This is a genomic window from Porphyromonas cangingivalis, assembly GCF_900638305.1.
GTDB lineage: Bacteria > Bacteroidota > Bacteroidia > Bacteroidales > Porphyromonadaceae > Porphyromonas_A > Porphyromonas_A cangingivalis.
Window position 1 is genome coordinate 1,671,731 of sequence record NZ_LR134506.1, and the last position, 24,758, is coordinate 1,696,488.

The window sequence follows — 24,758 nt, forward strand, 5'->3', positions numbered from 1 at the left end:
TAGGTTTTCGGACTGATGAGCAAGGATGTCTGCATAGATCACCTTTCGGTCTCCTACCGGCGCGCAGGGAGGACGACACACGCCATCTCGGACATTTCGTGCGAGATACCTCAGGGGATCGTGTGCGGCATCACGGGTCCTTCGGGTTGTGGCAAGTCGACCCTCCTCTATGTCCTTGCCGGCATCATCACCGACTATGAGGGCGGTGTGCATATCGGTGGACAGATCCCCGATCCTCACCGTCTGTCGATAGGCCTTGTGCCTCAGAACTATGGGCTCTTACCATGGAAGACAGCCGAAGACAATATCCTCTTCCCCCTCCACCTGCGTCGCCAAAAGGTCGACCCCACCCTCTTCGACAACATCATCGAAGGGCTTGAGCTGAGACCTCTCTTGTCACGATTTCCGCACGAACTCAGTGGTGGCCAGTGTCAGCGCGTCGCACTTGCACGTGCTTTCGTCCAACGCCCCGACATCCTGCTCCTTGACGAGGCATTCTCGGCCTTGGACATCAACACCGCGGCGAAGAGCCGACGACTCTTTGCATCACTCCAACAACTCACCGGTGTGACCACCATCCTCGTGACACATAATATAGATGAGGCCATCGAGATGTGCGATCACATCATCGTCATGGGAGACAGCCCCGGGCGGATCATTGCTCGTCATGACCGTCCCGATGCGGAGACTTTACGAACCCACTTAGCCGGCAGTAAATCATGAAGCGCAAGAGACGCATACTTTTGCAGTTCGCCATCGGAGCGATACTCATCAACCTGCTGTGGTATGTCGGTTCGCTCGTCCTCGGCACCTCTGCACTGGTCTCACCGATAGACGTCTACGCGCATCTGCCCCGACTGCCGGGCAAGATCGCACCACATATATGGGCAAGCCTCTACCGTCTGTTCGTCGGCATACCTATCGCTCTATTCATCGGTATCGTGATGGCTTGGGCGATGTATAGGTTCAGGAAGATCAGGTTGTTGCTCGGGTCGTTCGTGTATCTGTGCTACCCCATCCCCAAGCTCGCCCTCCTGCCGGTGGTGATGATCCTTGCCGGGCTCGGCGATGCCGGCAAGATCACGATGATCGTCCTCATCATCCTCTTCCAGATCACGATCAATGTACGTGACAGTCTCAACAACATACCGAAGGAGAGCTTCCTCGTAGCCACTTCTCTCGGAGCCTCTACCCTCCAAGTCCTCCGTCATATCCTCATCCCGGCCACCTTGCCGGATGTCCTCTCGACGATCCGTGTCGCCATAGGCACGGCCATATCGGTACTCTTCGTCACCGAGACTTACGGTACGGACAAGGGCATGGGCTACTTCATCATAGATGCCTGGATGCGCCTCTCATATATAGAGATGTACGGAGGTATCGTGATCTTGAGTATCGTAGGCTTTGCGCTATTTTTCCTCACGGACATGGCGGAGTCGTACTTCTGTCGATGGCGTGAGAGGTAAATATATCGATCAGGTAACAATAGAAGAATATCATATTAACTCTACTAAATAGAATAATTATGAAGACAAGACAATTCATCCTCATGGCACTGATTTCATTTATTTGTATCGGTGCAGCGGCTCAGCAAGGAGAGACATCCAAGTCCATCCTTGACAGGATCACGGTCAAGGGATTCGGCATGCTGGGCTATGACCATGTCATCTCGAAGCATCACGACATGGGCACATTTCACGTCCGTCTGGCAGAGGTCATGATCAATGGCAAGATCACGGACAAGTGGAGCTTCGGCATCACCTCTCAGATCAACACGCCCATGCAGCTCAAAGACCTCTACATGAGCTACTCGGCATCGGAGTATTTCAACTTCAGGGTCGGACAGTTCAAGACCCCCTTCACGCTCGAAAATCAAGTCGCACCGTTTCTCTCCAATCTCGTTCAGGGAGCGAGCTATTCGGCTATTTATTTCAATGGGATCAATATCGACCCTCTCTTCTTCGGGTGTGCCGGCAGAGACATCGGTATAGAGATGAATGGTAAGTTCTTCGTCGACAACCTCACCTACCGACTTATGCTCATGAACGGCCAAGGGATCAACAACCGTATCACCACACATCCTCGCACCGTGGCGGCATCGCTCAACTATCGACTCAACGACAAACTCGACATCTACGGCTCCGTCATGCAGGGACGACGCACCTCACAAGGTGAGGCTTTCGGCATCAAGGCCGGCGAAGAGTACGATCGCTCACGTGCAAGCATCGCTGTCCGTGGCGAGTATCATCCGGTGAGATTCATGGGCGAATGGATCGTCGGCAAAGACCACAAAACGACAGGTCTCGGCTACTACCTCACCACAGCAGTGACCGTAGCACCCAAGGTCGAAGTCATCGGCGCACTCGATGGATACACGAGAGACACCGAGGCGAAGGACCTTCGCGGATCTTTTTATCTGGGTGTGCAGTACTGGTTCTACGGCAAATGTCGTCTGCAGATGCAGTACCGCCTCACCTCGACCTTCACAGGGTACACCTCACACGTGACCGACTCCAACGAGCACGGACTCCTCGCACAAGCGCAGTTCGTCTTCTGATCCCGGGAGGCATAGACCTCTCACCACACATAAGAGCCCAACAGGGTGTGCCGAAGTTTTTCACTTTGGCACACCCTTTCTTTTTGGGATGCTAAAAGGCCATGAGACATAAGATTGACACACTGAGCACCCAAAGAGAGACACTTTGCCCCAAACACGCCGAGCGAAGCAAAAGGCCGTCGGGATGAAGCAGGATAGAAATAATCTTGTAGCACCATCTCGTGGGGCTTCCATACCACGAGCAAAAATCCTAAATTTGGGGTGGACAATCAAGACTCACGACAACACGACATGGACACCCTTCAAATCATAGAGATCGTCGCTGCCCTTATCGGGATCATATACGTATGGCTGGAGATCAAGGCGAATATGTGGCTTTGGCCGGTAGGCGTCATCCTGCCATTCTTCTATATGTATATCTCGTTTGTGGGCGAGGTCTATGGCAATATCTTTGTCAATATCTACTACCTCATCGCCGCGATATGGGGCTGGTGGGTGTGGCACCGTCGAAGTAGCGACACCCCCCAAGAGGACAAGATCATATATGCACCCCGACGCACGGCCGGCATACTCTTAGGTATCGCCGCTGTGGGCATCGCAGGTCTGACGCCTGTCTTCGGACACTTCATGGAGAGCCCTTATCCCTTTTGGGATGCAACCGCCACAGTCATTGCCTTTGTGGGGATGTGGCTCTTGGCGAAGAAGTATATGGAGAACTGGTACTGTTGGTTCGTCTCGAATGCAATCTTCTGCGCCCTCTTTGCCCTCCAAGGCTTCTATGTCACCTGCGTATTCTTTGCGATCTATACGGTGATGGCCGTCGTGGGGTATCTTAACTGGCGCAAACTAATGCAACAACAAGCATGAACACACCCCAAGTCATCGACCTCAGAGCACGCCTCGACTTCGCTCCTGATGCGGTCATCCTTGCCCAAGGAGACTACCCTGCGGACAATGGGCTGAGACATATGATAGACACCGCCCCCCATCTCATCATCTGCGATGGTGCGGTCAATGGATTGCTCACACACTCGTCCCGCAGACCCGACTGTGTCATAGGCGACGGAGACTCGGTGCCGATGGACAAGTTGGCAGAGCTCGACATACCCTTCGTACACATCAGTGACCAAGATACCAACGACCTCACGAAGAGTATCAAGCATTGTGCAGAGAGGGGCTGGACACGTATCTGCATCCTCGGTGGCACAGGCCGTCGTGAAGACCATACGATCGGCAACATCTCTCTCCTGGGCGACTACCACAAGATGGGGCTGGAGGTGAGGATGATGTCGGACTTCGGCACGTTCGTCCCCACTGAGGGGGCTGTGACCCTGCTTGTCGAGGAGGGGACACAACTTTCGTTCTTCAACATCGGAGGCAGACCATTCTCGGCACGAGGGGTGAAGTACCCATTCGAAGAAGAGATCTTCGCACCTCTGTGGCAGGCTACCCTCAATGAGGCGACGGCATCGGAGGTCTGCCTGCTCTCTTCGGACGTGATCCTCGTATATGTCGCCCAAGAACGCAAACACCGCAAATAAATCATACATCATGCTGATACTACTTTCGCCCGCCAAACTCATGCGCTCCGTCTCAGTGACTCCGATAGAGATGACCGCACCACGGTTCGAAGAGACGGCCGAACGCTTTGCCTTCGAGATGAGTGGAAAGAATATCGCTACCCTTGCTCACGAACTCAAGCTCGCTCCAAAACTCGCCGAAGAGGTGCACTCTGTCTTTCAGGCCTTTGCCCAGGCTCCCAAGACGCCGGCCTTCATCGCTTACGATGGGATCGTCTTCAAGAACCTTTCGCCCGAGACCCTCACCGAAGAGGAGCGTGCGAGGGTGATCGCACAGCTGCGTATCTGTTCGTTCTTCTACGGCCTGCTCAAGCCAAGCGATGCGGTACGTACCTATCGCATGGAGGGCGACGTGAGACTCGATGCCACAGATGGAAGTACGGTATTTGCTTACTGGCGCGAGAAGCTGACAGACATCCTCATAGAGGAGGTCAAGGCTCAGGGCGGCACGCTCCTCTTCCTTGCCAGCGAGGAGATGAAGCAACTATTCGACTGGAAACGTGTCCAAAAGATGGTGCGTGTCGTACATCCTCTCTTCAAGGTACGCAAGGACGGTAAGGTGAAGCAGATCGTCGTCTACACGAAGATGATGAGGGGACAGATGTGTCGTCATGCCATCGTCCACAAGATGATGGGCACGGATGCCGAGATGCGTGCTTATGCCGATGTCGTGGGGGCATCCGAGCTCCAGGTGAGCAAGGACGGACTGACTTACACCTATATATTCTGATGGCAAAGGACGAGAAGAAGTGGTACATCGTCTGGTCGGGTCGTGAGCCCGGAGTCTATGAGACCTGGGACGAGTGCAAACGACAAGTGATCGGACAAAAGGGAGCGAGATACAAGTCCTTCAAGGGCATCTCTCGTGCCGAAGCCAAAAGCCTCCTCTTGGAGGGTGCCCCCGAAGTTGCCCGGACAAAGACTTCAAGCCCGACCGCCATCCCCAAGGATCTACCTCCGATAGATCCCGATGCAATAGCCGTGGATGCCGCTTGTGCAGGCAACCCCGGAGTGATGGAGTACAGAGGGGTGATGATAGAGACAGGGGATGTCATCTTCCATAGCCAAAAGTACCCCCGAGGCACGAACAACATAGGAGAGTTCCTCGCCATCGTGCATGCCCTCGCCCTCATGGAGCAGAAGAGGCACATCGTCCCCCTATACTCCGACAGCAGGACTGCGATAGCGTGGGTGAAGAACAAAGCCGTCAAGACCAAGCTCCCTCGTGATGCCAAGACCGAGACCCTCTGGCAACACATCGAGAGAGCCCTCTCTTGGCTCAAGACCCACGACCTCTCGCCCTATACGATCCTGAAATGGGATACGGAGCACAGAGGAGAGATACCGGCAGACTTCGGCAGGAAATAAATACGAGAAAGAGCCCGATAGGATGGGATCTTTTCAGATTAAATGACTACCTTGCGGTATCGGACAGAGCTCATTGCAGATGGGGATATGTACGAAGTTTGAGACCGGCAGACAAGGGATGATATATCTCTGAAGTGGCTCTCTCCACGTACCATGGGTCAAGGAGCTTTTCACCACCCTCATCGGCACGCTCCACCGGTCTAACCCTTAGCTTTCGATACCGTCATGAGTAAAAAGGTCAAACGTATATCTGATTTCCTATCTCACACCGTGGTGGTGGGAATCCTTCTTTTCATCGCGATGTACTATCCCTCCATACCCGATCGGATACCCATCCACTACGATATGTATGGGCAGTGTGATGCCATGGGGGACAAGAGTAACCTCTTCATCGTACTTGGGATCATGGTCGGCGGATACATCCTGCTGGGGCTCATCAGCAGATACCCTCATAGATTCAACTACCCCTTCGAGATCAAAGAGGCCAACAAGCTCCGGGTCTACTCCGTGGCGGCAGCCATGGTCAAAGCCCTGAGGGTCGTCTTCATGTTGACCTTTGCCTGCATCACGATCTTCACGGCATTATCGGTGCGATTCCTCACCTCCGCTTTCACCCTCACTATCCTCATCTCGATCACCCTCATCCTCATCATCGGCAGTATCTGCATGAGTAAGGCCAACAAAGGACATTGAAAAAAAACCAAAGGTCATACAACAGTTCTGATCTCCTCACATCGAGGAGATAGAAAGAAAAACAAACAAAACAGGGTGTGTCAAATCTTTACTTTGACACACCCTGTTTTGCGATCCGTCCGTCTCTCTCGGATCACTTCTTGTCCTGCTTGTAGAAGATGATCGAAGGCACCAACAGACCTACACCGCCGAAGAAAAGGACAAAGCCTAAAGTAAGGACTTCGATATTCTTCTCCACGAAGGAGGTATGGCTGTAACCCAACTGCTGTGACATGAAGTCGGCATAAGAGATGGCCAGCACACCCAAAAGCCCCACTGCCATACCGATGAGAAGCGAAGCGATCTTGATCCCCATCTTGTTGCTGAACATATTACTCTTCGCAAAGAGGCTGGTATGGAGGCTCTGCGGATCGGGGCTTTCGCTGAGGTGGTCGATGAGCTTCATACGCTCGCTACGACGGATAAAGAGCTCGAATATCTTGTAGATAGTACCGAAGAAGAAGCCGATGCAGGCAACTGCCATTAATTCTTTCATGATTGTAAGTGTATTTTAAGTTTGTACATTGTTATCTGTCCGTTCTTACCCTTTAGACGCAAAAGAGCCGTGACGGTTACACTTTTTTTGAGAAGAAAAATTATCTTCACAGACTGTAACCGTCACGACTCTTTTGCGTCTAAAGGGTAAAAGCACACCATAATGGATCGACACCACCTACTGACAGATGAGGCTTGCATCGAGCGAGTGAAGGCCGGAGACACCGAGGCCTTCGGTCTCCTCGTGGGGCGTTACAACGACCGCCTCATCCGTATGGTGATGCCCCTTGTGAAAGAAAAAGCGGATGCCGAGGATCTCGTACAGGAAGTGATGATCAAGGCCTTCGAACACTTGGGGTCGTTTCATGGACAGTGTGCATTCTCAACATGGCTCTATCGGATCGCCTACAACCGTGCCGTGAGCGATATGAGACGAAAGTCGAAATACATCGAGATCCCCCTCGAAGAGGGTGTCATCTCCGATGAGGCGGATGACGAAGAGCAGGAGAGCCGACAGACTCCCGAAGCTCTCCAATGGGCACTCTCCCTCCTCGACCCCGGAGATCGGACTCTGCTATCGCTTTACTACGGCGAAGGGAAGTCGGTAGCCGAACTCTGTGTCATCACCGACCAATCCGCCTCGAACATCAAGATAAGACTCTTCCGCCTGCGTAACAAACTCAAAAAACTGATGTCCTCCTATGAAGAAAGACAGTAAAACATACATACCTCACGAAAGCAGTCTCCGGGACGAAGGGTTGTCCCATCTCTTCGCTCGTCTCCCTGAACCTGAAGCCTCCCACCCCGAGGTGCGCCGAGCGATCATGTCCCGCATACGCGAGGTGGATGCTCGCCGTAAGCGTCGGGCAAAGACGCTCTTCTACATAGCCATAGGATTGGTCAGTGTCTTAGGACTCATCTTGTCGCTTGTCGTGATTCAAATGATCTTCCGCGACTCTCCTACCAAGGTGACAGACAGCTACACAGATCTGCTGGATGCCCTTTCGGGCGGTGCAGTGTATCTCGTGCCTTGTGTCTTCTTCTTTTACCTCTCCATCGACCTCTGGCTATCCCTCCGCAGGGACAAGTCTTCATCCTAAGGATGAGGAGGGTAAATCCATTGACATTAAGGCTTATAAGCATCAACAACTGCTCGACTCTATCAAAAAAAACACAGAGATATCACTCGACACATTCTGTCCCGGGACAGAATGTGTTCTGTCGCGCTCCGGAAAACATTCTGTCGTACCACAGAAAGCTTTCCGGAGCATGACGTAATGCCATGAGATCGTCGGAGGGTGGAGGGAGGTGGAGGGAGGTGGAGGGAGGGCAGTCCCCTGCCTCTTATCACAGAGGGGTTTAGTCGTTTTTAGGTCGATTTTCTTGTGTCAGTCGGGCTAATGAGTTAACTTAGTGTTTCTAAACGGAATGAAAATGAAAGATATCGAAACCATTACTTATACCGAGGGTGAGCTCCCTTCTCTGGCCAAATCTTTGCTCGAAAAGTATGGCAAGGACAAGGTGTGGGCTTTCGATGCTCCGATGGGAGCCGGCAAGACGACCTTGATCAAAGAGTTGTGCCACACCCTCGGGGTGGAGGAGACGACTTCGAGCCCTACCTTTGCGATCATCAACGTGTACCAAAGCCCTGTAGGTGAGGTGTATCACTTCGACTGCTACCGCTTCGAGACCCTTGCGGATGCTTACAATATAGGTACGGAGGAGTACCTCGACAGTGGATCGTACTGCTTCGTCGAGTGGCCGGATGTGATCGCTCCGATCCTGCCTGACGATACGTTGTGGATCAAGATAGAGATCATCGACGGGATGACCCGTCGTCTCACCGTAAGGCAGGCCTGAGTCATGTCTCCCGTTACGCTGATCCGTATCGTGCTTGTGGTGATGTTCATCCTGCCGGGGAGCATCTCTTTCGTTGCCGGAGTGACCGGTAGCCGTTGGTTCTTTTCGTCTCAGGGGACGAAGTACTTCCGAGGTACGTTCGGACTGATGGGTGCACGGATCTTCTACACCCTGCTGGGACTGCTCCTCATCGCTTGCGGTATCTATGGTCTGATCGATCCCGAACATTTGCTGAGACGATGAGATTTTCGACAAATTTACCGAACATCACCTTGACAATGAAACACTTGAATCCCATACGCCACTTCATCCTCAACCATGAGATCTTTGGTGCGATACAGATGCTCGAAAAGGAGGCTGTCCCCGAAGTGAGGGATGCACTCTCGACAATAAAGGAAAACTACTCCTTCCTCTCCGGCTACTTCGTAAGCGGTGGGGACGATCCCGAGCGTGCACGCCTGCTCGATGAGATGAGGATGACTCTGGAGGGGGTACGCTATCGCAACGAACTCCTCAAGATAGGCAAATACAGTTACTTCGTGCCCTCACATCACCTCGATGTGGAGCGGGAGGCATCGCCTGTGCTGGCTCTCGTACAGATGTTGCAGGAGGGTTATGAGCCGGAAGAAGCACCCGGATTTCAGGTGCTGGAGACGTTGTTTGACAAGCTGTGGCAGGCTCCTCATCTCTCCGATGAAGAGGTGTCGGCACTTCGTTACGTGATGACGGATGGGGAAGGGACTTTCGTGGCTCGTACATTGATCGGTGCGTTGTACCTCGGACTGTCGATAGGGATAGAGCCTTCGAAGTACGGACTCCTCTTGGAGGCTTGTCGCCACAGCGCACTTGCCGTGCGTGTCCCGGCTTTGGCGGCATTGCTCCTTGTCTCTGCACAAAATGCGGAAGAACTCCGCGAACTTCGTACCGAGCTTTGGGAGGAAGCTCAGTCTCTTGTCACCATCGCCGAGCCGGAAGAACTGTTTGCGGCTTGCAATGCGATCTTCTCTTCGTATCGCACGGAGGAAGACCACCGTATATTCGTCGAACGCATAGAGCCCCAACTCAACGACATCGCACAGAAGATGAACCTACTCAGGGGAGATGACCTCTTCGAGCGTCTCAAGGATGCGGAAAAGACGGGCGAGGTCTCCGACATCGAACGAACGGTGCTGGATATACAGGACGAATTGCCGAAGGATAGGGATCTCACATTTCATACGATACACAAGATGAAGGGCTATCCCTTCTTCGACTCGATACCAAGGTTTTTCCTCCCATGGGACAAGCGACATCCCGTGTTGGACACGGAGAATGCCGCAGCGTTCGAGAAGCTACTGCCGATGACCTTCAGGGACGGCATGGTGTGCTCTTCGGACTGTTATTCGTTCGGGAGCATAGAGTACTGGAAGCAGTTCGTCGAGATGCTCGGGGGCAATCTGCCTGACCTCACAGGAGTGAAGATGGTGCAGGATGCGGACTACTATGCCAAGGATTTTGTCTTCGGACTTTACCGTTTTTTGAAGTTGTCGTCATGGGGAGAGAAGTTCCCCGACCCATTCGGAGAAGGTCTTGAGATCCTGGACATCGATCTCATGGGGCGTGTGTACGACCTGCCGCACCGTCAGGTGTTGCACCGGCTTATCGAGCGACTCGTCACCCTCAAGGAGTACACCCTCGGCATATCGATGGCGAAGGGGCTCATGCCGACGACCGGTAGCGAAGATACGCATCTATTGAGGCTCCTCGCCGTGGCTCATTACAGAGCCGAAGACTACGACAATGCGCGAGCAACACTCGAACAAATCGTGAAGACCGAGGGGCTCTCTTCGGCAATAGCTCTCCGTCTCGGAGCCCTTTATGAGCGTGCCGGAGAGTCGGAAAAGGCATTCGGGCTCTACGAACAGGCTTATGCCGACGCACCCGAAGATAAGGGGCTTGGCGATGTCTATGCCCGAAGACTGATCGAGAGGGGCTCTCATGAAGAAGCATTGAAGGTGCTCTATGCCCTCTTCTTCGCCACAGATGGGAAAGAGCATGAGATCGTGTCGCTCTTGGCAGAGGCTCTACTCATGGCAGGCAAGGCACAAGAAGCTCTCGAAAGACTTTCGGAGCTGCCTTCAGAAGATGACAAAGTCTTCATCAACAAACAGATCGCACGGATCATCCTTGGCGAACGCTCAGGTGCACTCGCCGACCTCGCCCCTTGGTGCTCGGAGCATGATGACCGTCTGCACCGATTTTCGACACAAGTCAGACATGTCTTGCCTGCTCACGGCTGGACCAAAACCGATATTTCGCTCATCCTTGATGCACTGACAATAGCTATATCAAAACTATGAAAAGATTGATACCCAACATCCTTGCCCTCCTCGTGCTGGCAGTCCTGATGTTTTCTTGCGGAAAGCGTAAGGCCCTGGACAAAGGTCTGTGGGCTTTGGAGATCGACTATACCTCCTCATCACCACTCGACTCGGTGTGGTACTTGTACACTTTCGGTACCCATTCGGTAAGCATAGACACTTTGGAGAGAGCATCCGTGGAGGGTCGCATCACTTTCGAACACGTCTTCGAACGAGACACCCTCGATCTCTGTCTTCTCTATGACGGCTCAGGAGATATACTTTTACCCATCTTCCCCGACCCCGGCTATCAGTTCTCGACACTCAAGCTCGACAAGAAAAACCCGAAGATAAAAGCCGAAGGGATGCGTTATGCCGAAGACCTCACGAAATGGCTGAGCTTCTTGCGTGGAGAAGCACTCCCCGACAGCATCCGACAAGACAGTCTCCACACCTTCCTGACCTCGATGCTCCGCCACAAAGCAGGGGCAATGATCTTCACGCATTACAACCTCTCCGGTGACACCTCCGAGATCGCCAGGAGAGCCAGAGGCATCGGTCAGAACCTTATACTGGAGGACAGAGAACTCATAAACGTCATCGGGGTGAGCTCCAACAGATTATCTTACCTAGATCCGTACAATCGTCACCGTAGCGTGGGTACGACACTTCCGATCGAAATAAAGGACAAGAAGGGCACATCGCTGCTGAAGGTGAGCACCTTTGCAAAGAAGAAAGGGGTGGCACTGTATCAGTTCACGACCCTTTACAAGGGTGACTCCCTCTCCACAGCCATTGCCACCAAGGTGATCAAGAAGATGGATTCGCTCAAGATACCGCTCCTCACCACGCTCGTAGAGACCGACAAGTTGCCCAAAGAGTGGAAGTCACATCCGATAGGTCAGGTGGCCAAGACACCGTCATACTTCCTCGTCGACTCCCTCGGAGAAGCGAGCGAGTTTGCGACCCAACGCCGTATCAACCGACTGCCCACCTATCTCCTCGTCGATACCCTCGGGATGATCAAGGAGCAGTGGCACGAAGCCGACAGCGTATTTGCTCACTTCGCAAAGGAGCAGAAGAAATGAGCCACACCTCCGACACCCCTATCCTCGTCAAGGTCTTTGCCTCCGCGGTGAGTGGGATCAGTGCCACCACGGTCGTCATCGAGGCGCAGGCATCGAGAGGGACACGGTTCATGCTTGTCGGTCTGCCCGACACCGTCGTCAAGGAGAGCCATCAGCGAGTGGTCACAGCGATCAAACAGAGTGGTCTTGCCTATCCCGTCATGCGGTACATCATCAACATGGCACCGGCAGACATCAAGAAAGAAGGGGCGAGCTATGACCTCCCCCTCGCCATCTCCATCCTCGCCTCCACGGGTGCGGTCTCGACCGAAAGGCTCGCCACTACCGTCATCATGGGCGAACTCTCCCTCGACGGCTCCATCCAACCCGTCCAAGGCATCCTGCCTATGGCACTCACGGCAAGGAAAGAGGGTTTCGAGAGCATCATCGTCCCCTCCGCCAATGCCCGTGAAGCTGGGGTGGTCGAAGGGCTCAACGTCTACGGCGCAAGCCACCTCGCAGATGTCGTCGCCTTTCTCAATGGCGAAGACGAGCGTCTGCCCCGCCACGCAGGTGACGATGCTCTTTTTGACGAAGGGGATGCCTTCCCCCTCCTCGACTTCGCAGAGGTCAAGGGACAAGAGACCGTCAAGCGTGCCATGGAGATCGCCGCAGCAGGTATGCACAACATCATCATGGTAGGACCTCCGGGCAGTGGCAAGTCGATGATGGCAAAGAGGTTGCCCACGATCCTACCACCGTTCGATCCCGACGAAGCTCTGGAGACCACTATGATACACTCCGTGGCAGGCACATTGCCGAGCGGTACCGCGTTGATGAAAGAGAGACCCTTCAGAGCACCCCATCACAGTACTTCGAATGTCGCCCTCGTGGGTGGCGGATCTTTCCCCAAACCGGGAGAGATCAGTCTCGCACACAATGGTGTCCTCTTCTTGGACGAACTGCCCGAGTTTGCCCGCAATGTCCTCGAAGTCCTTCGTCAGCCTCTCGAAGACCGTGCCATCACCATATCGAGAGCAAAGATGACGACGACATTCCCGGCTTCATTTATGCTCGTCGCTTCGATGAACCCCTGCCCTTGTGGCAACTACAATAATCCCCTCAAGGCCTGCCGTTGTGCCCCTTATCAAGTGACCTCCTACCTCAATCGCATCTCGGGACCTCTCCTCGATCGCATCGACCTGCAGGTGGAGATCGTCCCCGTCCCCTTCGATGCCCTTGCCGACCGCACTCCGTCCGAGTCGAGTGCCGTGATCCGTGAGCGTGTCGTCAAGGCAAGGGAGATACAGCGTGAGCGATTCAAGGACTTCGCTCACATCTTCAGCAACGCACAGATGCCTCCCGCCCTCCTCAAAGACTTCGTCCGTGTCGACAACGCGGGACTCGAACGCCTCCGTGTCGCGATGGACAAGTTTGCCCTCTCGGCACGTGCCTATGACAGGATCCTCAAGGTCAGCCGTACCATTGCCGACCTCGCAGGGAGTGCGGACGTCACTGCCACCCACATCGGCGAAGCCGTGGGCTACCGACGACTCGACAGGGAGAGTTGGGGACAGTTCGGGTAAGATAAATATACGGGGCTATATGTTTTTGCCCACGAAAAGAAATTTTGTCCCACGACAGAAAGCATTCTGTCAAACAACAGAAAAGATTCTGTCGGCCGTCAGACAACAACAGACACTACACGATTATGAAGAAGAAACTATATCTCCTCGATGCTTATGCCCTGATATACAGAGGCTATTTCGCATTCATCCGCAACCCTCGCATCAACAGTCAGGGCAAGGACACTTCGGCCGTCTTCGGCTTCCTCCTCACCTTCGACGAGATCCGCAAGAAGGCCAAGGACGACTACCTTGCCGTGGTCTTTGACCCCAAGGGACCTACCTTCCGCCACGAGACCTACCCCGAGTACAAGGCTCAGCGTGAGGAGACACCCGACTCGATACGTTTCGGTGTTCCTTACATCAAAGAGATCATCAAGGGGATGGGGGTACAGATCTACGAAGTCCCTCGCTACGAGGCGGATGACGTCATCGGCACGATAGCCAAGAGAGTAGGAGAGAGCGGAGAGGCAGAGGTACTCATGGTCACTCCCGATAAGGACTATGGCCAACTCGTGTCGGACAATGTCTTCATCTACAAACCCCTCAAAGGGGCAGAGTTCGAGCGCATAGGCCCTGCCGAAGTGGTGGAGAAGTACGGCATCCGCAACCACGGTCAGGTCATCGACCTCCTCGCCCTCATGGGCGATGCTTCGGACAATGTCCCCGGTGCACCGGGGGTGGGCGAAAAGACAGCAGCCAAACTCTTGTCTCAATACGACGATGTGGACGACATCTATGCCCACGTGTCGGAGATCAAGGGCAAACTGGGTGAGCGTCTTGCGGAGCATGAGGCACTTGTGAGACTTTCGCGCGAACTCGTCACCATCGTCACCGATGCGCCTGTGGACTTCGCCCTTGAGGACTGTAAGATCCGTGAGATAGACCTCCCTGCGATCACTCGCATATATGAAGAGCTGGAGATCAAGACCCTTCTCAAAAAGGTCACGGAGGAGGCGACATCTACACCTGCCCCTTCCCCCACGGAGGTGCAGCAGGCTTCGCTCTTCGGGGATCTCTTTGCACCCAAGGCAGAGACGCCTGCCGAGGAGGACACGGCTTCGGATAGCCTTTCGAGCTACCGTACCATCTCGGACGAGAAGCCCGAATACCATACCGTCACCACGTTGAAGGGAGTCGAAGACCTTGCCCTCAGACTCATGCAGAGCGATGTCTTTGCATTCGACACGGAGACGGACGGACTCGATGCCCTTACCGCAGGGATCGTGGGGGCTTCGTTTGCCTGCAAGGAGGGCGAAGCGTGGTACATCCCCCTTCCCGAGGACAAGGCAGAGGCCACGGCTCTCCTCGCTCCCCTTGTACCTCTTTTTGCTCGCAAGGACATCCTCAAGGTGGGGCAAAACATCAAGTTTGACCTCGAAGTACTCATGCGTTACGGCATCACACCTTGCGCTCCCTACTTCGACACGATGATCGCTCACTACCTCCTCAATCCCGAACTTTCGCACGGCATGGACTATATGTCAGAGAATTATCTCGGCTATCGACCCATACCGATCACCGACCTTATAGGCCCTAAGGGTAAGAAGCAACTCAGCATGCGTGATGTGCCGGTCGAAAAGGTCGCTCCCTATGCGGCCGAAGATGCGGATGTCACGCTCCGTCTGTACCACTTCCTCCGTCCACAGATCGAAGAACGTTCGTTGGGGAGTCTTTTCTACGACTTGGAGATGCCACTCATGGAGGTCCTTATGGCGATGGAGCAGGAAGGAGTCGCCCTCAATACCGCTGAGCTACGCACCGTGGCGACGGATATGGAGGCTCGACTGTCGGTACTCGAAAAGGACATATATGAGAGCGCAGGGGTAGAGTTCAATATCAATTCGCCCAAGGTCGTGGGAGAGGTCCTCTTCGACCGCTTGGGACTGGGTAGCAAGCACAAAAAGACAAAGACAGGCAACTATGCCACCGGTGAGGAGATCCTCCAGAAGCTCAAGAGCGAGCACCCCGTGGTGGAGATGATCCTGCGTTATCGTGGTCTGCGCAAACTCCTATCGACCTATGTAGAGGCATTGCCCGAGCTCATCAACCCTGCCACAGGACGCATCCACACGACTTACAATCAGACCGTGGCTGCCACAGGGCGTCTCTCCAGCACCAACCCCAACCTCCAGAACATCCCCATCCGAGACGATGATGGGCGTGAGATCCGTAAGGCTTTCACCGCCCATGATCCACAGACGGATGTATTCGTGTCTGCGGACTACTCACAGATCGAACTCCGTCTCATGGCGCACCTCTGTGGCGATGAAGCACTTGTCGAAGCGTTCCGTACGGGGCAGGACATCCATGCTGCCACGGCCGCAAAGATCTTCGGTGTAGCACTCGATGAGGTGACTTCGGAGATGAGACGTCGTGCCAAAACGGCAAATTTCGGGATCATTTACGGTATCTCATCGTTCGGCTTGAGCGAACGCCTGAGCATCCCACGTAAGGAGGCATCCGAACTCATAGACGGCTACTTTGCCTCTTATCCTAAGGTCAAGGCCTATATGGACAAGGTCATCGCCGAAGCTCGTGAAAAGGGCTACGTCGAGACCATCCTTGGTCGTCGTCGTTACCTCAAGGACATCCACGCAGGTAACGCTGTCGTGAGGGGTTATGCCGAGCGCAATGCTGTCAATGCACCGATCCAAGGCTCTGCAGCAGACATCATCAAACTCGCTATGGTACGCATCTCAGAGCGTCTCGAAAAAGAAGCATTGGGGGCTAAGATGATCCTTCAGGTGCATGACGAACTCAACTTCTCTTGCCCCAAGGCAGAGTTGGATCGCCTCTCCGTCATCATCAGAGAAGAGATGGAAGGGGTATGCCCATCACTCTCAGTACCTCTCACTGTGGACATAGGCAGTGGTGACAATTGGCTCCAAGCGCACTGATCCACCCTCAAACAACGAAGAAAAATCATGAGACACACGGCAATACTACTCCTATATACGGTGGTGGCTGTGTGTCTCTTTTCATTGTCCGCAAAGGCTCAGGAGCCACGGAGAGAAGAGCACACCGAGCTCCTACTGCGTCATATAGATGACGATGAGGAGCGTGAAAGGGTCGCCGAAGTCCTGCAAACCCTCCTTGATCACCCTCTCGATCTCAACAAAGCCTCATCCGAGGAGCTCTCCACCATCCCCTTCTTCGATGCCTTTTTCGTCCGCAACCTTCTCCTCGAACGCTCACGCAGAGGGGGCTTTCGCTCCGTCTACGACCTCAAGCAGATCAGCGGAGCACCGATATTGTACTTACCGCTGTTGGAACCATTCCTCACGGTCTCTCCGATGGATGAAGGACAACGCCCCATCCCTCGTCGGGGTCGCCTCCATATCGGAACCGGCACAGATCTGTCCAAGGGGATAAAGTTCACCGACCGCCTTGCACCGATGATCCATTTCGAGAGCCTCTCCGAGCGTAGTTGGTCGGCTTATCTCGTCGCCGAAAGGGATAGAGGTGAGCCGGCCCAACCCCTGCACCGCGGACTCTTCGATCATCTCTCCTTCACCCTCACAAAGGCATGGGCAGGGCACACGGACAATGCCCTCGATCATAGTCTCCTCATCGGGGACTTCAGGATCAATACGGGTCAAGGGCTGGTGATGGGGATGTCACGCTCCTACTTCTCCCACCTCGAAAGCCGGATGGGCACACCCTCCTTCGTGCGCTCACCCCTCCGCCCACATCATTCGGCAAGGGAGTACGGTTTCCTTAGAGGGGTTGCAGGACGACTGTCGATGAGCGAAACCTTGTCGCTCAACCTCTTCTGCGGATACGAAGCCCTCGATGCTCATCTCGAAGGGAGACAAGTCCTCACCCTCTACCGCACGGGGATGCACCGCACACCCTCGGAGCAGAAGCACCGAAATACGGCTCGTAGGGAAGTCGTGGGGAGCTATCTATCCCTCGACAGAGAAGCCTTCCACCTCGGTCTGCTCGGTGTGGCGCACCGTTATAGAGGTGAAGAAGGTACACTCATACGGCACAATCCCTCGGGACGGCAAGAGCCTGCACTCACCACCGCCCTCGACTGGCGAGTACAAGCAGGCGATCTGCTTCTCTGGGGCGAAAGTTCGCTCCCGATCCGTCAAGCCTTGGCAACGACAGCAGGCTTCTCTCTGTACGATGATTATTGGGGTCGATGGACCTTGGCAGGGCGTTATCTGGGCAAAGATTATGCCACCCCTTACGCCTCCCCCGAGAGCCGATACAGCAATGCACGCAATGAGAAAGCTCTCTCTGCGACATGGCATGGAGAAGTCGGTAGAGGCCTGCTGGGGACGCTTTATGCCGAGTATTATCGCTCTTTGGTGCCCGACCCTCGTCGCCGCTCTGAGCAAGGGAGACTCTTCTCCGCTCGCTTGGACTACCGGCATAGAGACTTTATGGCGACCATCCGCTGGCGAAGCCACCTCACGGACGAAGACCAACGCCACAGCTTGAGGACGACCCTCGACCGCACCATGAGCTCCGGATGGACGATAAAGTTCGGAGGGCAACTGTCCTTCAGACACCTCTCGGCACTCTCCAAGGCCGTCTCTCTCCGTCTGCGTTATGCCCAAGAGAAGCTACAATGCGAAGGCGGACTTCACCTCTTCGATGCCCGAGCCCTCCCCCTCCGTGCCGATGCCGCATATATGCCCTACAGCTACTACATCCCGATGCTCCGAGGTGCAGGCCTGCGCCTCATCACCAAGGTGCGCCTATCCCTGAGCCCTCGCACCCTCCTTCACCTCCGCTACACCCCGACCCTCTACTTTCACCGTCCCACGACACCACTCTCACCCCTCCTCGATCTCGCCCTCTCCCATCGCCTCCACTGACAACAAAGAGAAAAGTCCGCCTTATCTCAAAGCAAACCTCAACATCTCCCAAAGCCAAAAGACTTCCGATCCCCTCCTCTTTCGGGATACTACCTTCGAAACAATGGGGGCTTACACACTTCTTTAGGACAGTATCAAGAACCATGAATGCTCTTTAGAAGCTTATCAAAATTTTAAGCGAGATACCATTAGCAAATGGTATCTCGCTTAAAGATGTTTTTTAAGGAACTTCTATTTAGAAGTAATCTATAATTCAGTATCTGACTTTAAGAGGTACTTCAGTTAAAAGTCACTGATCTTTGAGTGACTCACAAACGGTTCCTTGACCTATTCTTTAGGCTTAAACACTGATAAGTCTGTACGCCCTACTCTGATATCCAATAGTGGTTTGCCATCTCCTTCGCCACTGATGATGACATAGCCAACATCATATCTCGTATTTGTATCCAAATTACCGAAGCGATGGAAAATCTGATCAGCATCCATACCGAGATAAATATACCCGGCCGCCTTCATGAAAGTCTTAAACTCATCAGTGATATATGCCTTGTCGTTGACTACATAGAATGCCTTCGTCGTATCTCTATACACACGACGCATATAATAGAGTTTGTGGGTGTATTGATCGGTTTTTCCAAATTTGGGGAGTCTGAACCAAAAGCCATCAAAGAGTCGAGTCTCAGGATTATTTTCAGAATAATCAGCGCGAGTATAGCCATTTTTATTAGGCTTTGGAAGAGCAAGTCCCTCTGCATCATAAACGGCCTTAACCTCATCATAGGTCTTACCCTGGATTTCTTCGTCTTTGAACTGTAACCAATCGAGTCTTTCACTCATAGGGACAGTTTTAAAGGTTTCCTGTGGCTCAACCTGTCTGGGTTCATATTCAAAATTTAGTGCATAGATATTCTTAGATTCATCTATATTGATATATGCGTAGTAGGGATAGGTTTTATGATGATATTCGATCTGATCTTTGACGACTTCTTTCTCAAAGCCATTTTCCTTCATAAAGAGATCAAACGAAGGGTCTTTGAGATGTTTAGCTTCATTTGCAAGAAGGATAGCATTGGTGTAGTAATCTTTATTCTCAGGACTTATGAGATAGTTGACTTGAACAAATGCTTCACAATCTGCAGTATAGATATAAAAAGGATTGATCTCCACACTTCCATTCTTAGGGAGGACACCCGGTGTATATGCCAAGGCTGCACCACGTGCGATCTCAAACCTATTTATATCTGCAAATCGTGTAGACCTACGATCGAGATATGGAAGGATATACTTAGGGGTACAAGCTTGGTGGATCGAGATCTCAACAAAGTCTGTAACTGTGGCTTTGAGGTATATCTTCCCGACACGTGGAGCAGATCCGGTGTTGGGTTGGGCATTGAAAGAGATCATATGAGATCCAGAGACATAGTCCACAGTAAGCCACTCTTTGAGAGTCTCATCCACTTCGATCTGGACTTCCTTGACGTTGGTCGCAAACGATACATCTATCGTACCACCAGCCTTAGTGAAATGAAGTTCTGAATGCTGTGGTTTAAGGACAATCTCCGAAGCAACTTGCTTGACAATGACCTGTGCATGTCTGTCCCCTGCATGTACAGAAATACGTCCTTGGCGTGGACGACCATCCCTATTGGGTTCGACAACAACCTTGATATTGTTACCATCCTTTATTGGTGAGATCCAATCGGCTCCGGTATCCGCGATCCACTCCTCTTGATCGGTGATGACCTCTATCTGCTGCGTACCACCCGTATTTTTAAAGTCGAGCGCAGTCACTGAGAGTTCAAGAATCGCACTGTCATTAGGCATATTTCCATCCTTACGACATCCTACAAAGGCAACGAGGATTGAGATAAGTGTCAGCCATGAGGCTAATGATTTAATTTTCATAGTAATATACTTTGTTTAATAGTTTTACATTTATCTTCCGAAATAAAACCTTTCTCTCCTTCCTCAAAAAACTCAGGAGAGAAGAGTAAGGATCAGAACGAGTGCCCGATACTAATGGTCAGAGCACCAATGCCCCCCTCAATGAGGATCTTATGATAGGTTGCATCGATTGAGAATGATCGATAAGAAACACCGATCCCGGCAGAAGCCACCCGATAATCATTCTGTCCGTGAGTGTATCCTCCCCTGACAAAACACAAACGTCTGAAAGAATACTCCATACCTCCGCTCACCGACACACTCTGTGTCTGCGTAGGGAACACATATAGCTGAGTAGCCATTGCCATGGACAAGCGGTGGTCTGTGGCAATGTCGGTAGCTATCTCACCTCCGATATCTGTACGAATCGGTATATCTACCTTGGGTCTATCGTCACCATAATTGAGAGGCAAACCTACCCCAACGACACTCGCACCGACTGTATAATCCCACGATCTTCCTACCCATGCGATTTGATCACCATAATGCAAAGAGGCATTACAGCCCACTGTCATTGCAGAGGTGTCGTACTTACTCCGTATAAACGAAGCACCCACAGACGTAACCAACCCATGCCATATCTTTGCCGCATAAGTCAGATCGGTAGTGAACCACCCGGGAGAGAGCGTCGTGCCATCATCGAGATTATACTCCAAACCTCCCATATACCTCAGCCCCGCCAAGAACGCATGACGACCTGTCTTATACCCTGCCCCAAGAGCATGATACTGTAGCCGTCCGGCTCCCTCAAGAGAGCTATGAAGTTGTCCGGTATAGGAGACATTGAAATTTCCGATCGAATTATAAAAAAATGACGCCGGATTGGTGTATATATACATTCCTTTGGAGAGCCCTACGGTATGACTTCCCATGGCGAGTGCTCGTGCCGAGGGAGTGATATCAAGTATGGGAAGAGTATTGTTCTGTGCCGATACCGAAAGGGTTGTCCCCAATATGAGGGTCAAGAGAGTGGCACATATACTGTATCTTTTCATTTTTTGATTTTGTATGTATTTTTAAGACATTAAACTTATGCTCGGAAAAGTTAGAGTTTGACAAAAGAACCCTTGTACACCCCGAGCTCTCCCTTGACATAGATCGTGTATGTTCCCATTGCAAGGCGCTTAAGATTGAGAGGCACCTTGCCTGATGCTCTGACAATCATTGATTTCTTGTAAACCTGCTCACCACGTATGGTACGGATGTCTATATCCACCTTCTTCATATCTGGATTAACAAGGAGTAGAAGACGTGTCTTGACCGGATTGGGGGAGAGAGAGTAGACGAGATCCCCTTTATCGTTGACTACGGAGAGATCAAAAGATGACGACACAGCTTCGGTGATACCGTCGGTCACATATACGGTTACTCTCGTAACACCATTGCGTCCCGGAGTGATGAACAGCTTACCTCCCTCGCTTTTTACAGTAGCAACGGAAGGATCCTTGACCTCGACAGTACAAACGATGGGGAAGTTGGGATCAAGGGAGAAATGGTCTGAAAGGTCGATGGAAAGAGTCTCAGTATCACGTCCGATCACCATATTGCCGAAAGCTGTCTCAAGTGCTGGAGCTCTATAAGGAATTACCTCAAAAGGCACTTCTATCGTGGAGCGACCACCTAAGGCATCAGTAAGATCAACGAGTGCAAGATGCTTACCTTCGGGGGCAACAGCACGTATGGTGAAGTATACCGTATCATCCTTTCTGCTGTATGAGACTCCTCGACTCTCGCCATGCACACCCACCTCGAAAGCATGGCCTTCGGCATCCTTAACCTTGAGTTCGAATGTCACCGGCATGGCCTTCGACACCTTGACCGGCAAGGAGGTGGAGAAAGTACCCGTTGGGGGAGTGTTTTTCTTAGTCGTAAAGGTTTTGTAGACAATTTTACTCTTGAGTCCCCAGCGGTCGATGGCAAAGAGGGCGTAATGATAAGCTCTACCATCGTCAAGAAAGCTATAATTTGCTGTCAATTGCGTCCCCGGTGAAATATTATAAGCAGGGATCTTACGCAACTCCGCCTTGGCGAGATCAGCTTCAGAAGTTATGGGTTCGGCAGATGAATAAAGGTGATAATATACAGGAAAGTTATCATCGGCATCCGCTACGGCAGACCACGAAAGTGTCATCTCGGTATAAGAGATATCAGCCGACAGATCCTTTATATCCTCAGGAGCCAACCCTTTGTTTTCAGCCAGACACATCGCAGCATCGATGACCCCCACTCCAAGTGTGGAGATTGGATAGTCGAGGTTTTTTTCGGTAATGTTTACGGGGCGTAGTCCACCGAGGATACGTTGCTTGAGATCTTCGTTGGTAAAGCCCGGACCACCAAACTTGGATACAACAAGAGCTGCGACACCGGAGACATGCGGACAAGCCATGGAAGTCCCCTCCATGGGGGCATACAACTTGCCAGGCTTGGACTGAGGCCATTCACAATCAGGGATCATAGTACTGTACACACCGTGATCATCACCATGAGCAAGTTCGCCGCCCGGAGCCATAATATCAGTCCAGAGACCGTAGTTGGTATATGAGGCTGCCTTCCACGAAGGTGCCATGGCCGTAACGGAGATGACAGCATCGTAGCGTGCAGGATGTGCGTCAAACATAAGAGCATCATTTCCCGCAGCGAAAAATAGCACTCCACCTTTCATCGGAGAGTCGGGACGTTGATTACCCTGGTCATCGCAGCCGGCAACTTTGATAAAATAGTCAATGGCATCCTTGACATGAACGGGCATTGTGGTGGCAGGGTATGCATATCCCCAAGAGTTCTGGCTGATGACAGCACCGTGATTGGCTCCATAACGTATTGCATCGGCATTACCCCCCGAAAGCTCATCTTTACCAAAGATAGCACAGGACATAATGCGCACACCGGAGTCTGCCGTACCATCACCTCCGGCGATTCCACAGAGTCCTTTACCGTTGTTATTACGTGCAGCGATAGTCCCGGCAACGTGTGTACCATGCCCTAACTGATCCCCAAGGAGGGTTCCGGTATTATTGACGAAGCTGTAGCCATAGATATCATCTATATAATTATTTTTATCATTATCTATGCCATCACCGGGGATCTCTCCCGGATTTCTCCAAAGGCTTTCGACAAGATCTTCATGCTGTACATAGAGCTCGCCATCAACGATAGAGACGATCACATCGGGTCTACCTGTAGTGATCTTCCATGCCTCAAAAAGATTGATATCAGCACGTAACTGACCATGAGAAAGGTTCCCCGTATTATGGTAATGCCACTGACGATGGAGCTCAGGATCATTGAAAGAAGTTTGCTTGCTGATCTCCTCACGGATCATCGCTTCTCGTACCATGATCCCCTCGGTAGGCTCAGGACGTGGAAGGCTGAAAGACTTAGACATAGGGTGTTGCATGCGTATCTCTGCCTCGACCACTTCAAACTCTCTTTGTCCATCGAAGCTCTGCAATGCCATATCAAGGCTTTTTGTCTCATCAAATGTTATACGGTACCAGCGATCCAAACCGAAACGCTTCTCCATGTTAGGAAACTTGGGATGGGGACGGAAGAGACGTTCGGCGCTACGCACTGAAAGAGTTTTGAATGCTTGCATGACAGGCGATGAAACTCCCATAAGGGTAAGATCAGATGCCGAAAATGATTCGAGATTCACATCGGCAGTTTTAGCGACCTTGACCAAGAGCACACCCGGAACGGCATTCTGAGGCGCGTACCTATTGGTATGGTTGCGCACCGAAACATCCGTGCTTGGGGCCTCGATGTCATCAAATCCATAAGTTTCCTTACAGTTTGTGAACAAACTCATGGCACAGATGGCTGTACCAAGCAATACATAATTTTTCATAGAATTATATAGTATGTTTATAGGTAATATTTTGAGCCTTAGCCCAACGTCTAACAAAGGCGTTGCCGGCAAAGTTAATAAATTTAATTAATCAAAATCAATCTGAGATATGGACTTTAACCGGCAGAAAAAGAGGATAAAAGTTAAATCTAAAAAATAACGAAGGCATCAAAATCAGAAAAAATCATTCAAAACACGAATAAAGAAATTGCAACAAAAAGCCGTAACAGCTTATGCAACAAAATATTACAATGAAGCTACCATACCCTATAAGGATCTAAAAAGTGTCGATCGGTCAATATGCTTAGATTTCCACAATATCTCTTAACAAAGAGATATTCATGCATGGGAAAAAGAAATCATCTGTATACTTTTTTAACACTTCAAGAAATAGAAAGTATACTATCGCCTGACAGAACACATTCGCTCCCGGGGCAGAATCTGTTCTGCCCCGGGAGCGAATGGCTTGAAGGCAACGTACGGTGAGATACGAGTATACCTCTTATGATTGA

The 24,758-nt window shown here is 52.0% G+C and carries 21 protein-coding genes; 17 read left to right on the top strand and 4 right to left on the bottom strand.

Annotated elements, in window-relative coordinates; all coding sequences use genetic code 11:
• Positions 1–15: 15 nt before the first annotated feature.
• The 8 genes from EL262_RS06920 (at position 16) to EL262_RS06955 (ending at position 6,198) form a co-directional block, all read left to right on the top strand.
• Positions 16–723: an ABC transporter ATP-binding protein gene (locus EL262_RS06920; protein ID WP_025838306.1), complete on the top strand. Its 708-nt coding sequence runs from the start codon at positions 16–18 to the stop codon at positions 721–723.
• Entirely contained in the window at positions 720–1,466 is a 747-nt protein-coding gene (locus EL262_RS06925; protein ID WP_036852758.1) for an ABC transporter permease, read from the top strand. The genes EL262_RS06920 and EL262_RS06925 overlap by 4 nt, the downstream gene beginning before the upstream one ends.
• Positions 1,467–1,525: 59 nt before the next feature.
• Positions 1,526–2,557 (top strand): porin, encoded by a 1,032-nt coding sequence (locus EL262_RS06930; protein WP_025838305.1) that lies wholly within the window; start codon positions 1,526–1,528, stop codon positions 2,555–2,557.
• A 291-nt stretch (positions 2,558–2,848) separates the two neighbouring features.
• Complete coding sequence (gene pnuC, locus EL262_RS06935; RefSeq protein WP_036847563.1) at positions 2,849–3,424, top strand: nicotinamide riboside transporter PnuC; 576 nt, start codon at positions 2,849–2,851, stop codon at positions 3,422–3,424.
• The gene (locus tag EL262_RS06940; protein WP_025838304.1) at positions 3,421–4,098 is read left to right on the top strand and encodes a thiamine diphosphokinase; all 678 of its coding nucleotides are present in this window, start codon (positions 3,421–3,423) and stop codon (positions 4,096–4,098) included. The genes pnuC and EL262_RS06940 overlap by 4 nt, the downstream gene beginning before the upstream one ends.
• Positions 4,099–4,108: 10 nt before the next feature.
• Complete coding sequence (locus EL262_RS06945) at positions 4,109–4,867, top strand: YaaA family protein (RefSeq protein ID WP_025838303.1); 759 nt, start codon at positions 4,109–4,111, stop codon at positions 4,865–4,867.
• Positions 4,867–5,505: a ribonuclease H1 domain-containing protein gene (locus tag EL262_RS06950; protein WP_078735911.1), complete on the top strand. Its 639-nt coding sequence runs from the start codon at positions 4,867–4,869 to the stop codon at positions 5,503–5,505. Before EL262_RS06945 ends, EL262_RS06950 begins: the two co-directional genes overlap by 1 nt.
• Positions 5,506–5,730: 225 nt before the next feature.
• The gene (locus EL262_RS06955) at positions 5,731–6,198 is read left to right on the top strand and encodes a DUF1648 domain-containing protein (RefSeq protein WP_025838302.1); all 468 of its coding nucleotides are present in this window, start codon (positions 5,731–5,733) and stop codon (positions 6,196–6,198) included.
• Positions 6,199–6,331: 133 nt separating this feature from the next.
• On the opposite strand, the gene EL262_RS06960 is transcribed toward EL262_RS06955, so the two are convergent.
• On the bottom strand, positions 6,332–6,733 hold the full coding sequence (locus EL262_RS06960; RefSeq protein WP_126464392.1) for a hypothetical protein: 402 nt from the start codon (positions 6,731–6,733) through the stop codon (positions 6,332–6,334).
• A gap of 162 nt (positions 6,734–6,895) precedes the next feature.
• Here EL262_RS06960 and EL262_RS06965 point away from each other — a divergent pair, with 162 nt between their 5' ends.
• The 9 genes from EL262_RS06965 to EL262_RS07005 all read left to right on the top strand — a co-directional run bounded on the left by EL262_RS06965 (position 6,896) and on the right by EL262_RS07005 (position 18,455).
• The gene (locus EL262_RS06965) at positions 6,896–7,450 is read left to right on the top strand and encodes an RNA polymerase sigma factor (protein ID WP_025838298.1); all 555 of its coding nucleotides are present in this window, start codon (positions 6,896–6,898) and stop codon (positions 7,448–7,450) included.
• Positions 7,434–7,832 (top strand): ABC transporter permease, encoded by a 399-nt coding sequence (locus tag EL262_RS06970; RefSeq protein WP_025838296.1) that lies wholly within the window; start codon positions 7,434–7,436, stop codon positions 7,830–7,832. Before EL262_RS06965 ends, EL262_RS06970 begins: the two co-directional genes overlap by 17 nt.
• A 334-nt stretch (positions 7,833–8,166) precedes the next feature.
• On the top strand, positions 8,167–8,592 hold the full coding sequence (tsaE, locus tag EL262_RS06975) for a tRNA (adenosine(37)-N6)-threonylcarbamoyltransferase complex ATPase subunit type 1 TsaE (protein WP_051522740.1): 426 nt from the start codon (positions 8,167–8,169) through the stop codon (positions 8,590–8,592).
• A 3-nt stretch (positions 8,593–8,595) separates the two neighbouring features.
• The gene (locus EL262_RS06980; protein WP_025838292.1) at positions 8,596–8,835 is read left to right on the top strand and encodes an immunity 17 family protein; all 240 of its coding nucleotides are present in this window, start codon (positions 8,596–8,598) and stop codon (positions 8,833–8,835) included.
• Between the two features lie 35 nt (positions 8,836–8,870).
• A complete protein-coding gene (locus EL262_RS06985) occupies positions 8,871–10,931 on the top strand; it encodes a tetratricopeptide repeat protein (protein ID WP_078735910.1) in 2,061 nt (686 codons plus the stop codon).
• On the top strand, positions 10,928–12,019 hold the full coding sequence (locus EL262_RS06990) for a hypothetical protein (protein WP_025838285.1): 1,092 nt from the start codon (positions 10,928–10,930) through the stop codon (positions 12,017–12,019). Before EL262_RS06985 ends, EL262_RS06990 begins: the two co-directional genes overlap by 4 nt.
• A gap of 20 nt (positions 12,020–12,039) precedes the next feature.
• Entirely contained in the window at positions 12,040–13,584 is a 1,545-nt protein-coding gene (locus EL262_RS06995) for a YifB family Mg chelatase-like AAA ATPase (protein WP_025838283.1), read from the top strand.
• A gap of 125 nt (positions 13,585–13,709) precedes the next feature.
• Positions 13,710–16,523 carry a DNA polymerase I gene (polA, locus tag EL262_RS07000; RefSeq protein WP_078735909.1) on the top strand — a complete coding sequence of 938 codons (2,814 nt, stop codon included), beginning with the start codon at positions 13,710–13,712 and terminating at the stop codon, positions 16,521–16,523.
• A 27-nt stretch (positions 16,524–16,550) separates the two neighbouring features.
• Entirely contained in the window at positions 16,551–18,455 is a 1,905-nt protein-coding gene (locus EL262_RS07005; RefSeq protein WP_078735908.1) for a ComEA family DNA-binding protein, read from the top strand.
• 327 nt (positions 18,456–18,782) lie between these two features.
• Here the strand turns inward: EL262_RS07005 and EL262_RS07010 are convergent, their stop codons facing one another.
• From EL262_RS07010 to EL262_RS07020, 3 genes are all read right to left on the bottom strand, one after another.
• On the bottom strand, positions 18,783–20,360 hold the full coding sequence (locus EL262_RS07010) for a BACON domain-containing protein (RefSeq protein WP_078735907.1): 1,578 nt from the start codon (positions 20,358–20,360) through the stop codon (positions 18,783–18,785).
• A 92-nt stretch (positions 20,361–20,452) separates the two neighbouring features.
• Positions 20,453–21,394: a PorV/PorQ family protein gene (locus EL262_RS07015; protein WP_025838273.1), complete on the bottom strand. Its 942-nt coding sequence runs from the start codon at positions 21,392–21,394 to the stop codon at positions 20,453–20,455.
• Between the two features lie 50 nt (positions 21,395–21,444).
• A complete protein-coding gene (locus EL262_RS07020) occupies positions 21,445–24,246 on the bottom strand; it encodes a S8 family serine peptidase (protein ID WP_078735906.1) in 2,802 nt (933 codons plus the stop codon).
• Positions 24,247–24,758: the final 512 nt, after the last annotated feature.